The organism is Pseudomonas sp. B15(2017) (genome assembly GCF_002113215.1).
GTDB lineage: Bacteria > Pseudomonadota > Gammaproteobacteria > Pseudomonadales > Pseudomonadaceae > Aquipseudomonas.
In genome coordinates this window covers 395,622-410,212 of sequence record NZ_NEJZ01000003.1, presented here as the reverse complement: position 1 = coordinate 410,212, position 14,591 = coordinate 395,622, and the positions used below count along the sequence as shown (strand labels likewise).

Annotated in this window: 12 protein-coding genes; 5 read left to right on the top strand and 7 right to left on the bottom strand. The window is 61.0% G+C overall.

Annotation, left to right across the window (positions count from 1 at the left end; translation table 11 throughout):
- Nucleotides 1-146: 146 nt before the first annotated feature.
- The 6 genes from CAF73_RS07395 to CAF73_RS07370 all read right to left on the bottom strand — a co-directional run bounded on the left by CAF73_RS07395 (nucleotide 147) and on the right by CAF73_RS07370 (nucleotide 7,421).
- The gene (locus CAF73_RS07395; RefSeq protein WP_085702350.1) at nucleotides 147-1,115 is read right to left on the bottom strand and encodes a CDP-6-deoxy-delta-3,4-glucoseen reductase; all 969 of its coding nucleotides are present in this window, start codon (nucleotides 1,113-1,115) and stop codon (nucleotides 147-149) included.
- Nucleotides 1,115-2,581, bottom strand: a complete 1,467-nt coding sequence (ubiD, locus tag CAF73_RS07390) for a 4-hydroxy-3-polyprenylbenzoate decarboxylase (RefSeq protein ID WP_085696891.1) — start codon at nucleotides 2,579-2,581, stop codon at nucleotides 1,115-1,117. The genes CAF73_RS07395 and ubiD overlap by 1 nt, the downstream gene beginning before the upstream one ends.
- Nucleotides 2,582-2,661: 80 nt before the next feature.
- Nucleotides 2,662-4,617: an acyltransferase family protein gene (locus CAF73_RS07385; RefSeq protein ID WP_085702349.1), complete on the bottom strand. Its 1,956-nt coding sequence runs from the start codon at nucleotides 4,615-4,617 to the stop codon at nucleotides 2,662-2,664.
- A 134-nt stretch (nucleotides 4,618-4,751) separates the two neighbouring features.
- Entirely contained in the window at nucleotides 4,752-6,011 is a 1,260-nt protein-coding gene (gene rho / locus CAF73_RS07380) for a transcription termination factor Rho (protein ID WP_007951825.1), read from the bottom strand.
- Between the two features lie 249 nt (nucleotides 6,012-6,260).
- Nucleotides 6,261-6,593 (bottom strand): thioredoxin TrxA, encoded by a 333-nt coding sequence (gene trxA / locus CAF73_RS07375; RefSeq protein ID WP_085696889.1) that lies wholly within the window; start codon nucleotides 6,591-6,593, stop codon nucleotides 6,261-6,263.
- A gap of 120 nt (nucleotides 6,594-6,713) precedes the next feature.
- Entirely contained in the window at nucleotides 6,714-7,421 is a 708-nt protein-coding gene (locus tag CAF73_RS07370) for a FadR/GntR family transcriptional regulator (RefSeq protein ID WP_007951828.1), read from the bottom strand.
- Between the two features lie 256 nt (nucleotides 7,422-7,677).
- On the opposite strand from CAF73_RS07370, the gene CAF73_RS07365 reads away from it, so the two are divergent.
- The 5 genes from CAF73_RS07365 to ppx all read left to right on the top strand — a co-directional run bounded on the left by CAF73_RS07365 (nucleotide 7,678) and on the right by ppx (nucleotide 12,285).
- Nucleotides 7,678-8,463, top strand: a complete 786-nt coding sequence (locus tag CAF73_RS07365) for a transporter substrate-binding domain-containing protein (protein ID WP_085702348.1) — start codon at nucleotides 7,678-7,680, stop codon at nucleotides 8,461-8,463.
- A 21-nt stretch (nucleotides 8,464-8,484) separates the two neighbouring features.
- Nucleotides 8,485-9,165 (top strand): amino acid ABC transporter permease, encoded by a 681-nt coding sequence (locus CAF73_RS07360; RefSeq protein WP_085702347.1) that lies wholly within the window; start codon nucleotides 8,485-8,487, stop codon nucleotides 9,163-9,165.
- The gene (locus CAF73_RS07355; protein ID WP_085696886.1) at nucleotides 9,162-9,812 is read left to right on the top strand and encodes an amino acid ABC transporter permease; all 651 of its coding nucleotides are present in this window, start codon (nucleotides 9,162-9,164) and stop codon (nucleotides 9,810-9,812) included. The genes CAF73_RS07360 and CAF73_RS07355 overlap by 4 nt, the downstream gene beginning before the upstream one ends.
- A complete protein-coding gene (locus tag CAF73_RS07350; RefSeq protein WP_085702346.1) occupies nucleotides 9,799-10,536 on the top strand; it encodes an amino acid ABC transporter ATP-binding protein in 738 nt (245 codons plus the stop codon). Before CAF73_RS07355 ends, CAF73_RS07350 begins: the two co-directional genes overlap by 14 nt.
- Before the next feature lie 246 nt (nucleotides 10,537-10,782).
- Nucleotides 10,783-12,285, top strand: coding sequence for an exopolyphosphatase (gene ppx / locus CAF73_RS07345; RefSeq protein WP_085696885.1), 1,503 nt, complete (start codon nucleotides 10,783-10,785; stop codon nucleotides 12,283-12,285).
- A 67-nt stretch (nucleotides 12,286-12,352) separates the two neighbouring features.
- Here the strand turns inward: ppx and ppk1 are convergent, their stop codons facing one another.
- Nucleotides 12,353-14,578: a polyphosphate kinase 1 gene (gene ppk1, locus CAF73_RS07340; protein WP_085696884.1), complete on the bottom strand. Its 2,226-nt coding sequence runs from the start codon at nucleotides 14,576-14,578 to the stop codon at nucleotides 12,353-12,355.
- Nucleotides 14,579-14,591 lie beyond the last annotated feature (13 nt).

Here is a 14,591-nt window from a genome sequence, read left to right as displayed (position 1 = left end):
CCGCTGTAACAATAAGGCACATATGTTTTAAAGCAATTGGAGTGCCATGGCACAGTTCTTAATTTATTGCCTGATTGATATATAACCTACCGGCATTTATGCAATTACATAAATACCGATCGGCTATATAGAGAGTTATAAAGAATTCAGGAACGGGGCGCGTAAGCGAACACATCCGCACGCATCTGATGGGCATCCATCCCCGCTTCCACCAGCGCATCCAGCGTGCCGTAGACCATGGCCGGCGAGCCGCTGGCGTAGACGTGCAGCGGTTTCAGATCGGGAAAATCCTCACACACCGCCTCATGCAACATGCCGCAGCGCCCTTCCCAACCGCATTGATCACTGACGACCTTGTGCAGGAACAGGTTGGGCAACTTCAGCCATTCGTCCCAATGTTCGATTTCGTAGAAGTCTTCCGGGCGACGCACGCCCCAGTACAAGTGCACCGGCTGTTTGAAGCCGTTGGCCCGGCAATGTTCGATCAGGCTGTGGATCTGACCCATGCCGGTGCCGGCGGCGATCAGCACCAGCGGCCCGTCCGGCAATTCCGCCAGATGGGTGTCGCCGAACGGCAGTTCGACCCGCACCATCGGGTTGCGCCTGAGCTGATCGATCAGGTTCAGCGCACTGGATTCGCGCGCCAGCACATGGATTTCCAGATCGCGCCCGCCGTGGGGCGCCGAGGCCATGGAGAACGCCGACTTCTCGCCGTTCTCGCGCTCGATCATCAGGTACTGACCGGCGTGATAGCGCGGCGGCTTGCCGGCCGGTGCCCGCAGGCGCACACGAAAGGTATCGCCACCGACGTCCCGGCATTCGATGACCTGACACGACACACTGCGCACGGGCAGTTCTCCCAGCGCGAGCACGCCATCCCACAGCACGATGCAGTCTTCCAGCGGCTCCGCTATGCAAGTGTAGAACTCACCGTGGTCGTGCACCTTGCCGGCCTGTTCGACCCGGCCTTCCACCAGCAGCGCCGCACACACATGGCAATTGCCGTTGCGGCAGCTCTGCGGGCATTCATAGCCCAGGCGCCGCGCACCATCGAGAATCCGCTCTCCGGGCCGTATCTCGAGCACCGCTCCGGAGGGCTGCAGGGTTACACGCATCAATCTATTCCTAACTGATTCCAGATGGCATCGATCCGTTGGGTGACGGCATCATCCTTGACGATGACGCGGCCCCACTCGCGAGTGGTTTCGCCCGGCCACTTGTGGGTGGCATCCAGGCCCATCTTCGAGCCGAGCCCCGACACTGGCGAGGCAAAGTCGAGGTAGTCGATCGGCGTGTTGTCGATCATCACCGTGTCGCGCTTGGGGTCCATGCGCGTGGTGATGGCCCAGATCACGTCGTTCCAGTCACGCGCGTTGATGTCGTCGTCGGTGACGATAACGAACTTGGTGTACATGAACTGTCGCAAAAACGACCAGACACCCAGCATCACGCGCTTGGCATGGCCCGGATACGCCTTCTTCATCGTCACCACGGCCATGCGGTACGAGCAGCCTTCCGGCGGCAGGTAGAAGTCGGTGATCTCCGGGAACTGCTTCTGCAGGATCGGCACGAACACTTCGTTCAACGCCACGCCGAGAATCGCCGGCTCATCCGGCGGACGGCCGGTGTAGGTGCTGTGGTAGATCGGTTTGATCCGGTGGGTGATGCGCTCGACGGTGAACACCGGGAAGCTGTCGACTTCGTTGTAGTAACCGGTGTGGTCGCCGTACGGGCCTTCATCGGCCATTTCGCCCGGATGGATCACGCCTTCGAGGATGATTTCAGCGGTGGCCGGCACTTGCAGGTCGTTGCCACGGCACTTCACCAGTTCTGTGCGGCTGTCGCGCAGCAGACCGGCGAAGGCGTATTCGGAGAGGCTGTCCGGCACCGGGGTGACCGCGCCGAGAATGGTCGCAGGATCCGCACCGAGGGCCACGGACACCGGGAACGGCTGACCCGGATGCTTCTCGCACCACTCGCGGAAATCCAGCGCGCCACCCCGGTGGCTGAGCCAGCGCATGATGACCTTGTTGCGGCCGATCACTTGCTGACGGTAGATGCCGAGGTTCTGCCGATCCTTGTTCGGGCCCTTGGTGACGGTCAGGCCCCAGGTAATCAGCGGTGCCACGTCGCCCGGCCAGCAGGTCTGCACCGGTAACATCGCCAGATCGACGTCGTCGCCTTCGATGACCACTTCCTGGCACGGCGCGTCTTTGACGACTTTCGGCGCCATCGCAATGATCTTGCGGAAGATCGGCAGCTTCGACCACGCATCCTTCAAGCCCTTCGGCGGCTCCGGCTCCTTGAGGAACGCCAGTAGCTTGCCGATTTCGCGCAGCTCGCTGACCGACTCGGCGCCCATGCCCATCGCGACCCGCTCGGGAGTGCCGAACAGGTTGCCGAGCACCGGAATGTCATGGCCGGTCGGTTTCTCGAACAGCAGCGCCGGGCCCTTGGCCCGCAGCGTGCGGTCGCACACCTCGGTCATCTCCAGCACCGGCGAGACGGGAATCTGGATGCGTTTCAACTCTCCGCGCTGCTCAAGCTGCTGCACGAAATCCCGAAGATCCTTGAATTTCATTGACGATGGCACCCTCAAAATAGGCGTACATCCTACCTGCTCTGACGGGCAAACAGCAGCCCGTCAGCGTCAGGCCTCGCTCAATTGTGGCTCGTACCCAGCAGCAGAGGCGCAAACAGCGGGCTCAGCCGGGAGCTCCCCGCGTCCGAAAGATGATCCTCATCCTTGTACTGCGAATGACCGTTGACCTCGATGCTGCAGACGCCGTTGGCGCACATCAGCGGCGTTGGATCGATCACGTGCACACCCGGATCAGCGGCGCTCATTGAGTCGAACAGGCTGCTGAGGAAATGCTGGCGCGCCAGATGTTCCTCAAGCGGACGACCCAGCCCTTCGGCTGACCTTCCGATCCGCGCCAGGCTGGTCAAGCGGTTGACGATGCCTTTGCGTTGCAGCGGCACCTCCTTGAACAGCCAGACTTGCGCCCCCGTCGCTCTCAATGCGGCAACTCGCGCTTTCAGCGCTGCGGCCATGCGTTGCTCGGCCTGGACGGTATCGTCTTGCGAATTGAGCAGCACCTTCTTGTCGCCGTCTTCGCGGCCATACACGTAAAGGCTCCAGTTGGACGCCAGCACCACATCCTTGATGCCGAGACTGCGCACGCGTTCCATGGTCCGTTCGTTGAAATCCTTGCAGCGCTGACGCGGGTCGTCGCTGAGAATCGGCGGGCACGCGCTCATGCTGTACAGCCAAACCGGACGCCCCTCGCGACGGGCATTATTCTCGATAGCCGGCAGCAAGGCGGCGGCGTGGCTGTCGCCCCAGAACAATTGCGTGGCCGGAACATCCCCACTGCCACCCACCAGACAGGCCTTGTCCAGCTCTTTATCCTGAGTCACCAACATGCATTTCATCTGCCCCGCATGCCACTCACGGGACTGTGCATACTCCAGCGCTTTACCGGTCAGACGTTGAGGGACGCCACCGGCGGAACGGATCGCTGACCCCGTCGCCACAAGTGCAACGATGGCCGCCAGACTGCCTGCCAGCACTGCATTACGCGAGGCGAGCAAGCGTTTTTCGCGAAACGGCAGCTCGATATAGCGCAGACTCAGCCAGGCCAGACCCAGCGCCAAGGCTATCCAGCCGATTGCTTCAACAGGCTGAATGCCATCGATGGAAATCGCGTTGGCATAGACAAACACAGGCCAATGCCAAAGATAGAGCGAATACGAAAGCAAGCCGACCCAGACCAACGGCCGCAGACTCAAGAGCCGCCCGGTGAGGCTCGCACCTTGCGCGCCCGACCAGATCAACGCCGTCGTCCCCAGTACCGGCAACAAGGCTGCCCAACCCGGAAACACGGTGGACTTGTCAAAAGTGAACACCGCAACCAGTACTGCCACCAGACCGGCCAGCCCCACAGCCTGATACAACCAGGGACGCACCGCCTGTTTCGGCGCCGGCATGACCGCGAGCATCGCGCCGCAGAGCAACTCCCAGGCCCGGGTAGGCAGCGAGAAGAAGGTGAATTCCGGCTTGTGTCCGATGTTGGCGATGTTCAAGCCGAACGATACCAGCAACACGGCGAACAGCATCCAGCGCCAATGGCGGAAATAGCGGATCAGCACCGCCATCAACAGCGGAAAGAAGATGTAGTACTGTTCTTCTACCGCCAGCGACCAGGTGTGCAGCAGCGGCTTCAGATCCGAGGCTGGCTGAAAGTAGCCGTCCTCTCGCATGAACAGAATGTTGGAGATGAAAAGCGACTGATAGCGCACTGTTCGCCCGAGTTCGGCGAAGTCCTTGGCCGTCAGCAGCAACCAGCCAAATGCCAGCGTCACCAGCATGACCACACTCAGGGCAGGAATGATGCGACGGGCACGGCGTGCCCAGAAATCAATGAAGCTGAAGCGCTGAGAGCTGATTTCGCGGAACAGGATCGTTGTGATCAGGAAGCCGGAAATGACGAAAAAAACGTCAACCCCGACAAAGCCGCCACTGAATGTACTGAATCCGAAATGAAACAGTACGACCGGAATAACCGCCAGAGCTCGTAATCCGTCGATATCACGGCGATTGCCAAACGTGTGCATGATCTTTCTCGTTCTGGATACAGAGTCCTTGGAAAGCGCGAAAGTTATCAGCCACGTACATTTCAATCCAGATACAAATAATCCGTTGCAAAAAAAAGCGCCCTTATAGGGCGCTTTATTCAAACAACAGCGAATTACTTGCGCTTCATCGACAAGAAGAATTCGTCGTTGGTCTTGGTCGTTTTCAGCTTGTCGACCAGGAACTCGATGGCCGCCACTTCGTCCATCGGGTGCAGCAGTTTGCGCAGGATCCACATACGCTGCAGCTCATCGTCGGCAGTCAGCAGCTCTTCGCGACGGGTACCGGACTTGTTGATGTTGATGGCCGGGAACACACGTTTCTCGGCGATACGACGGTCCAGTGGCAGCTCCATGTTGCCGGTGCCCTTGAACTCTTCGTAGATCACTTCATCCATCTTCGAGCCGGTTTCAACCAGCGCGGTGGCGATGATGGTCAGCGAGCCGCCTTCTTCGATGTTGCGCGCGGCGCCGAAGAAACGCTTCGGTTTCTCCAGGGCGTGGGCATCGACACCACCGGTCAGCACCTTGCCGGAGCTCGGGATCACGGTGTTGTAGGCACGGGCCAGACGGGTGATGGAGTCGAGCAGAATCACCACGTCCTTCTTGTGTTCGACCAGGCGCTTGGCCTTCTCGATCACCATTTCAGCCACTTGTACGTGACGGGTCGGCGGCTCGTCGAAGGTCGAGGCAACCACTTCGCCGCGCACGGTGCGCTGCATTTCGGTCACTTCTTCCGGACGTTCGTCGATCAACAGCACGATCAGGTGAACTTCAGGATTGTTACGGGCGATGTTCGCCGCGATGTTCTGCAGCATGATCGTTTTACCGGCCTTCGGCGGTGCAACGATCAGACCGCGCTGGCCTTTGCCGATCGGGGCGCACAGGTCGATCACGCGACCGGTCAGGTCTTCGGTGGAACCGTTGCCGGCTTCCATCTTCATGCGCACGTTCGGGAACAGCGGAGTCAGGTTCTCGAAGAGAATCTTGTTCTTCGCGTTCTCAGGACGATCGAAGTTGATCGTGTCGACCTTGAGCAGGGCGAAATACCGCTCGCCTTCCTTCGGAGGGCGGATCTTGCCAACGATGGTGTCACCGGTGCGCAAGTTGAAACGGCGGATCTGGCTCGGCGAGACGTAGATGTCGTCAGGGCCGGCGAGGTAGGAAGCGTCAGCGGAGCGCAGGAAGCCGAAGCCGTCCTGGAGAATCTCCAGCACGCCATCACCGGAGATTTCCTCACCGCTTTTAGCGTGCTTTTTCAGCAGGGAGAAAATCACGTCCTGCTTGCGCGAACGGGCCATATTTTCTATGCCCATCTGTTCGGCCAATTCGAGCAGTTCGGTAATCGGCTTTTGCTTGAGTTCAGTCAGATTCATATAGGAATGACGTAATCATTTATGGAGGGGGGAAATTAAGCTTTTGGCTTAATGAGGCCGCGCCGCGGAGAAGGCGACAGGATCGCGTACTTATTCGAAAAGGAGTGCGTCGGCGACGGCTAGCAGGGGGCAGTGGAGAAACCAGTGCGGGGCCGAATGTATCACCTGAGTTTCGGAGCGTCTAGCCCTGAATACGCAAAAAGCCCCGCAAATTGCGGGGCTTTTCAAGGACAGTCTTTACCGCAACGCTTAGATGTTGGCGTCGAGGAAAGCTTTCAGCTGAGACTTCGACAGCGCGCCGACCTTGGTCGCTTCCACGTTGCCGTTCTTGAACAGCATCAGGGTTGGAATACCACGCACGCCGTGCTTGGCAGGGGTTCCCTGGTTTTCGTCGATGTTCAGTTTGGCAATGGTCAGCTTGCCTTCGTATTCCTCTGCAATCTCGTCCAGAACCGGAGCGATCATTTTGCAAGGGCCGCACCATTCAGCCCAGTAGTCGACCAGGACAGCGCCTTCGGCCTTGAGTACGTCGGCTTCGAAGCTAGCGTCGCTAACGTGTTTGATCAGATCGCTGCTGCTCATGGAATTCTCCAGGTTGTAAGCAAAAAAACGTGGCCCATCATAGCCGCCCTTCCCTTGTTCAGGAAGCCGCAGATGATTGAGTCTTGCTATGGCACCAGATGAGTTTGGGTATAGCTCAAGTCACGCGCTGGCGGGGGCAATGAAGGAAATTCCGGTGCGCAGGGCCGCGTTGCGCACGTGTTCCTGCATGGCTTTCTGCGCGGCGGCAGAGGCCCGGCGAGCCAGGGCGCGGAGGATCTTGCGGTGTTCCTGCCAGGTTTCCATGGCCCGCTCGGCGCGGATGAACGGTAGTTTCTGGCTCTCCAGAAAGATGTCGGCACTGGCGGTAAGGATGCTCAGCATCGCCTGATTGCCGCTGGCCAGCAGGATCCGCCGGTGAAATTCGAAATCCAGTTTCGCCGCCGCCTCGAAGTCGCCGGCGCGCAGCTGCTCGCGCATGGCCGCGACGTTGTCTTCCAGTTCGTCCAGATCAAACGTGCTCAGCGTCACCGCCGCCAGACCGGCCGCAAACCCTTCCAGCGCATAGCGCAATTGAAAGATTTCCAGCGGCGAAGCCTGGGCTGCAAACGGCCACGCCGGCGCGCCCTCGCCGCGCGGCAATTCCACCGGCGCCTGCACGAACACGCCTTTGCCCGGCTGGATGCTGACCACGCCCAGCGCACTCAAGGACGACAACGCCTCACGCAGCGACGCGCGACTGACACCCAACTGAACCGCCAGATCCCGTTGCGAGGGCAGCGCATCGCCGGGGCCGAAGCCCTGCTCGGTGATTAGTTTGCGGATCGCTTGCAGCGCCACTTCGGGTACGGCGCGGGAGATCGAGTTCATGGTTTTCCAGACGAACCAGGCCAAGGTGCGGCCAGTTGTAAAGCTATTCGAGGCATCAGGCAAGTCGTGCCCCAGCGGGGTTCGACAGGGCGCGTCGATGCGCTATCGCAGTGCGAAACCCGATCCGACTGTTCAGACCAGTAAGACCGAACAAACCCGCTAAACCCGTGGCTTTGCGGGGCCGAACCTCTGTCTTGGCACGGCCCATGCTCTGTCCGATCGCACATTTCACTTCCCGCCGATCCGGAGATTGTCCATGACGAAGCGTTACAGCGCCCTCCTCGCCGCCCTGTTTGCCGGTCTGATGCTGAGCCAGGCCCCCGCCTATGCCGACGGTCTGGATGACGTGGTCAAGCGCGGCACCTTGAAAGTCGCCGTGCCTCAGGACTTCCCGCCTTTCGGTTCGGTCGGCCCGGACATGAAGCCGCGCGGCCTCGATATCGACACTGCGAAACTGCTGGCCGAGCAGCTCAAGGTCAAACTCGAACTGACCCCGGTCAACAGCACCAACCGCATTCCATTCCTGACCACCGGCAAGGTTGACCTGGTGATTTCCAGCCTCGGCAAAAACCCCGAGCGCGAGAAGGTCATCGATTTTTCCCGCGCCTATGCGCCGTTCTACCTCGCCGTGTTCGGTCCGCCGGACGCAGCCGTCAACACTCTCGACGACCTGAAGGGCAAGACCATCAGCGTCACCCGTGGCGCCATCGAAGACATCGAGCTGACCAAGGTCGCTCCCGAAGGCGTGACCATCAAACGCTTCGAAGACAACAACTCGACCATCGCCGCCTACCTCGCAGGGCAAGTCGACCTGATCGCCAGCGGCAACGTGGTGATGGTCGCGATCAGCGAAAAGAACCCGAAACGCGTCCCCGCGCTGAAAGTGAAACTCAAGGATTCGCCGGTCTACGTCGGCGTGAACAAGAACGAGCCGGCGCTGCTGGGCAAGGTCAACGAGATCCTGGCCACTGCCAAGGCTGACGGCGCGCTGGAAAAGAATGCGCAGACCTGGCTCAAAGAGCCGCTGCCGGCCGACCTCTGACCGGCGCCGCGGGAGACTTTAATGGCCTATCAGTTCGATTTCTTGCCGGTGGTGGAAAACACCGACCTGCTGCTGCGCGGGGCGTTGTTTACCCTTGAGCTGACGGCCATCGGCGCGCTGCTCGGGGTTGGCGTGGGCATCGTCGGAGCGCTGGTGCGGGCGTGGAAGATCCGTCCGTTCTCGGCGATCTTCGGCGTGTACGTGGAGCTGATCCGTAACACGCCGTTTCTGGTGCAGCTGTTCTTCATTTTTTTTGGCCTGCCGTCCCTCGGCGTGCAGATTTCCGAGTGGCAGGCGGCGGTGCTGGCGATGGTGATCAACCTCGGTGCGTATTCGACCGAGATCATCCGCGCCGGCATCCAGGCAATTCCGCGCGGGCAGCTGGAAGCCGCGGCGGCATTGGCGATGAGCCGCTTCGAAGCGTTCCGTCACGTGGTGCTGCTGCCGGCGCTGGGCAAGGTCTGGCCGGCGCTGAGCAGCCAGATCATTATCGTCATGCTCGGTTCGGCGGTGTGTTCGCAGATTGCCACCGAGGAGTTGAGCTTCGCCGCCAACTTCATTCAGTCGCGCAACTTCCGCGCCTTTGAAACCTACGCCCTCACCACCCTCATTTATCTGTGCATGGCGCTGTTGATCCGTCAGTTACTGAATTGGCTCGGCCGGCGCTACCTGTCCAAAAGTAGCGCAAGGAGCAGCCAATGAGCGACTTCACGTTCTGGGACATCCTGCGCAACCTGCTCACCGGCCTGCAATGGACGCTGGCGTTGTCGCTGGTGGCGTTCATCGGCGGCGGGGTCGTCGGGTTGCTGATCCTGATCATGCGCATCTCGAAAAACCCGCTGCCCAGCAGCATCGCCCGCACCTGGATCGAACTGTTCCAGGGCACGCCGCTGTTGATGCAGCTGTTTCTGGTGTTCTTCGGCGTGGCACTGGCCGGGGTCGAGATTTCGCCGTGGATGGCGGCGGCGATTGCCCTGACGCTGTTCACCAGCGCCTATCTGGCGGAGATCTGGCGCGGCTGCGTCGAGGCGATTCCCAACGGTCAGTGGGAAGCGTCGTCGAGCCTGGCGCTCAATCCGCTGGAGCAACTGCGCTACGTGATCCTGCCGCAGGCGCTGCGCATCGCCGTGGCGCCGACCGTGGGCTTCTCGGTGCAAGTGGTCAAGGGCACCGCCGTGACCTCAATCATCGGCTTCACCGAACTGACCAAGACCGGCGGCATGCTCGCCAACGCCACCTTCGAACCGTTCATGGTCTACGGCCTCGTCGCCCTGGGCTACTTCCTGCTCTGCTACCCCTTGTCCCTCAGTGCGCGCTACCTGGAAAGGAGACTGCATGCCTCTGCTTAGAATTTCCGCTCTGCATAAATACTACGGCGATCACCATGTGCTCAAAGGCATCGACCTGAGCGTCGAGGAAGGCCAGGTGGTGGCGATCATCGGTCGCAGCGGCTCGGGCAAATCCACCCTGCTGCGCACCCTCAATGGCCTGGAATCGATCAACGACGGCGTGATCGAAGTCGACGGCGAATACCTCGACGCTGCCCGCGCCGACCTGCGCAGTCTGCGGCAGAAAGTCGGCATGGTGTTTCAGCAGTTCAACCTGTTCCCGCACCTGACGGTGGGCGAAAACGTGATGCTCGCGCCGCAAGTGGTGCAGAAAGTGCCCAAGGCCAAGGCGCAAGAACTCGCGCGGCGGATGCTGGAACGTGTGGGTCTGGGCGAGAAGTTCGATGCCTTCCCGGAGCGTCTCTCCGGCGGCCAGCAACAGCGCGTGGCGATTGCCCGGGCGCTGGCGATGTCGCCGAAGGTGCTGCTGTGCGACGAGATCACCTCGGCGCTGGACCCGGAGCTGGTCAACGAAGTGCTCAACGTGGTCCGCCAGCTCGCCAAGGAAGGCATGACGCTGATCATGGTCACCCACGAAATGCGCTTCGCCCGGGAGGTCGGGGACAAACTGGTGTTCATGCATCAGGGCAAGGTGCACGAGGTGGGCGATCCGAAAGTGCTGTTTGCCGATCCGCAGACGCCGGAACTGGCGAATTTCATTGGCACTGTGGAAGCAACTGCCTGAAACGGCCTGCTACCCGATCATTCCCACGCTTTGCGTGGGAATGCAGCCCGGGACGCTCCGCGTCCCAAAAGCGGACGCAGAGCGTCCATTGAGGCATTCCCACGCAGAGCGTGGGAACGATCAGCGTCATTGACCGCGCAGCGGTCACTGACTTTATGCGCTGAATCAAGGGTTTGAACCCTGCGCGTTGGCGGCAGCGTTTGATCGTGGCACGATGGCGGGGTTATCGACCGAGACCCCCTGACCATGCCCCAATCCCAAGCCAAGAATCTGTCCCTGATCGCCGCGATCGACCTGGGCTCCAACAGCTTCCATATGGTCGTGGCCAAGGCCCAGAACGGTGAAATCCGCATTCTCGAGCGGCTCGGAGAAAAGGTTCAACTGGCCGCCGGCATCAACGATGAGCGTCAGCTCAACGAAGAGTCCATGCAGCGCGGGCTCGACTGCCTCAAGCGCTTTGCCCAACTGATCAACGGCATGCCCCTGGGCGCCGTGCGGATCGTTGGCACCAACGCCCTGCGTGAGGCGCGCAACCGTGGCGAATTCATCCGCCGCGCCGAAGAAATCCTCGGCCATCCGGTGGAAGTCATCTCCGGTCGTGAAGAGGCGCGCCTGATCTACCTGGGCGTGTCCCACACCCTCGCCGACACACCGGGCAAGCGTCTGGTCGCCGACATCGGCGGCGGCAGCACCGAATTCATCATTGGCCAGCGTTTCGAACCGCTGCTGCGCGAAAGCCTGCAAATGGGCTGCGTGAGCTTCACCCAGCGCTATTTCAAGGACGGCAAGATCACCCCGGCCCGCTACGCCCAGGCGTACACGGCGGCGCGCCTGGAAATCATGAGCATCGAACACGCCCTGCACCGCCTGACCTGGGATGAGGCCATCGGCTCCTCGGGCACCATCCGCGCCATCGGCCTGGCGCTGAAGGCCGGCGGCCATGGCACCGGCGAAGTGAACGCCGAAGGCCTGGCGTGGCTCAAGCGTCGCCTGTTCAAGCTTGGCGATGTCGACAAGATCGATTTCGAAGGCATCAAGCCTGACCGCCGCGCGATCTTCCCGGCGGGCCTGGCGATTCTTGAGGCGATCTTCGATGCTCTTGAACTGCAACGCATGGATCACTGCGAAGGCGCACTGCGTGAAGGCGTGCTGTACGACCTGCTGGGCCGCCATCACCACGAAGACGTGCGCGAACGCACCCTGACCTCGCTGATGGAGCGCTACCACGTCGACCTGGAACAGGCCGCGCGGGTCGAGCGCAAAGCCCTGCACGCCTTCGATCAAGTGGCCGTGGATTGGGAGCTGGACGACGGCATCTGGCGCGAACTGCTGGGCTGGGCGGCGAAAGTGCACGAAGTCGGGCTCGACATCGCTCACTATCACTACCACAAGCACGGTGCCTACCTGATCGAGCACTCGGACCTCGCCGGCTTCTCCCGCGAAGACCAGCAAATGCTCGCCCTGCTGGTGCGCGGCCACCGCCGCAACATCCCCAAGGACAAGTTCGCCGAGTTCGGCGACGACGGCGACAAGCTGATCCGTCTGTGCGTGCTATTGCGTTTCGCCATCCTGTTCCACCACATTCGTGGCACCCAGGCGATGCCGCAGGTTGCGCTGCATGCCAACGGCAACCACCTCGACGTGGAATTCCCGGAAAACTGGCTGGATGAAAACCAGCTGACCCAGGCCGATTTCGGGCTTGAAGCCGAATGGCTGACGCGGGTGGGGATTGTTCTGACCGTTCACTGAGTGGCAAGTCAGGCGCAAAAAAGGCGATCCGGATGGATCGCCTTTTTTATTTCTTTGAAACCTGCGGTCAGCTGCTCACCGGCAGAATCGGGCTGCCCAACCGCTCCAGCAACGTCGCCTGCGCACTGCGCGGGTTCTGGTTGCCGGTCGGCGTGTTGCGGATGTAGCGGCCGTCCGATTGCAGACTCCAGCTGTGGGTGTTGTCGGTCAGGTACAGCTCCAGCTCTTTCTTGACCCGGGTCAGCAGCTTCTTGCCCTCAACCGGGAAGCAAGTCTCGACGCGCTTGTCGAGGTTGCGCTCCATCCAGTCGGCGCTGGAGAGGAACATCTGCTCCTCGCCACCGTTGAGGAAGTAGAACACCCGGGTGTGCTCCAGGAAGCGGCCGATGATCGAGCGCACGTGAATGTTGTGCGATACCCCGGCGATGCCCGGACGCAGGCAGCACATGCCGCGCACCACCAGATCGATGCGCACGCCGGACTGGCTGGCCTTGTACAGCGCGCGGATGATCTTCGGATCGGTCAGCGAGTTGAACTTGGCGATGATGTGCGCCGGTTTGCCGTCGAGCGCAAATTGCGTCTCGCGGGTAATCATGTCGAGCATGCCCTTCTTCAGGGTGAACGGCGCATGCAGCAGCTTCTTCATGCGCAGCGTCTTGCCCATGCCGATCAACTGGCTGAACAGCTTGCCGACGTCTTCGCACAAGGCATCGTCCGAGGTCAGCAGGCTGTAGTCGGTGTACAGACGGGCGTTGCCGGCGTGATAGTTACCGGTGCCGAGGTGCGCGTAACGCACGATCTCGCCGGCCTCGCGACGCAGGATCAGCATCATCTTGGCGTGGGTCTTGAAGCCGACCACGCCGTAGATCACCACCGCACCGGCCGCTTGCAGACGGCTGGCCAGTTGCAGGTTGGATTCTTCGTCGAAACGCGCCCGCAGCTCGATGACCGCCGTCACTTCCTTGCCGTTACGCGCGGCGTCCACCAGCGCATCGACGATTTCCGAGTTGGCGCCGGAACGGTACAGGGTCTGGCGCACCGCCAGAACATGCGGATCCTTGGCAGCCTGGCGCAGCAGGTCGACCACCGGGGTGAACGATTCGAACGGGTGCAGCAGCAGGATGTCCTGCTTGCTGATCACGCTGAAAATGTTCTCGCTGTTTTGCAGCAGTTTCGGGATCTGCGGCGTGAACGGCGTGTATTGCAGTTCCGGATGGCTGTCCAGCCCGGTGATGCTGAACAGACGCGTCAGGTTCACCGGACCGTTGACCTGGTACAGCTCGGTCTCGCTCAGGTTGAACTGCTTGAGCAGGTAGTCCGACAGGTGTTTCGGGCAAGTGTCGGCGACCTCCAGGCGCACGGCGTCACCGTAACGACGGGAGAACAACTCGCCACGCAGGGCGCGGGCCAGGTCTTCGACGTCTTCGGAATCGAGCGCAAGGTCGGCGTTTCGAGTCAGACGGAACTGGTAGCAGCCTTTTACCTTCATGCCCTGGAACAGGTCATCGGCGTGAGCGTGGATCATCGACGACAGGAACACATAGTTGTCACCAGGGCCGCCGACTTCTTCCGGCACCTTGATGATCCGCGGCAGCAGGCGCGGCGCCGGGATGATCGCCAGACCGGAATCGCGCCCGAAGGCGTCGATACCTTCGAGCTCGACGATAAAGTTCAGGCTCTTGTTCACCAGCAACGGGAACGGGTGCGTCGGGTCGAGACCGATCGGGGTGATGATCGGCGCGATCTCGTCGCGGAAATAGCGGCGGACCCAGGTCTTGAGCTTGGTTGTCCAGTTGCGCCGACGGATGAAGCGCACCTGATGCTTTTCCAGCTCGGGCAACAGAATGTCGTTGAGAATCGCGTACTGGCGGTCCACGTGACCGTGCACCAGCTCGCTGATGCGGGCCAGGGCCTGATGCGGTTGCAGGCCGTCAGCGCCGGCCTGTTCACGGGCGAAGGTAATCTGTTTCTTGAGGCCGGCGACGCGGATCTCGAAGAATTCGTCGAGGTTGCTGGAGAAGATCAGCAGGAACTTCAGCCGCTCCAGCAACGGGTAGGACTCGTCCAGCGCCTGTTCCAGCACGCGGATGTTGAACTGCAGTTGCGACAATTCACGGTGGATGTACAGGCTGCTGTCATCCAGGCCGGGAATCGCGATCGCCGGTGCCGCCGCGGCAGGCTCGGTTGCCGGCGCGGGTGGCGCAGGCTCCAGTTCCGGCGGGGTTTCGGTAATCTGCTCGACCACGGGTTGAGCTTCTTTTACGGCAACTTCAGTGAGTCCTTCGGTATTCATCGAATGTTCCTGG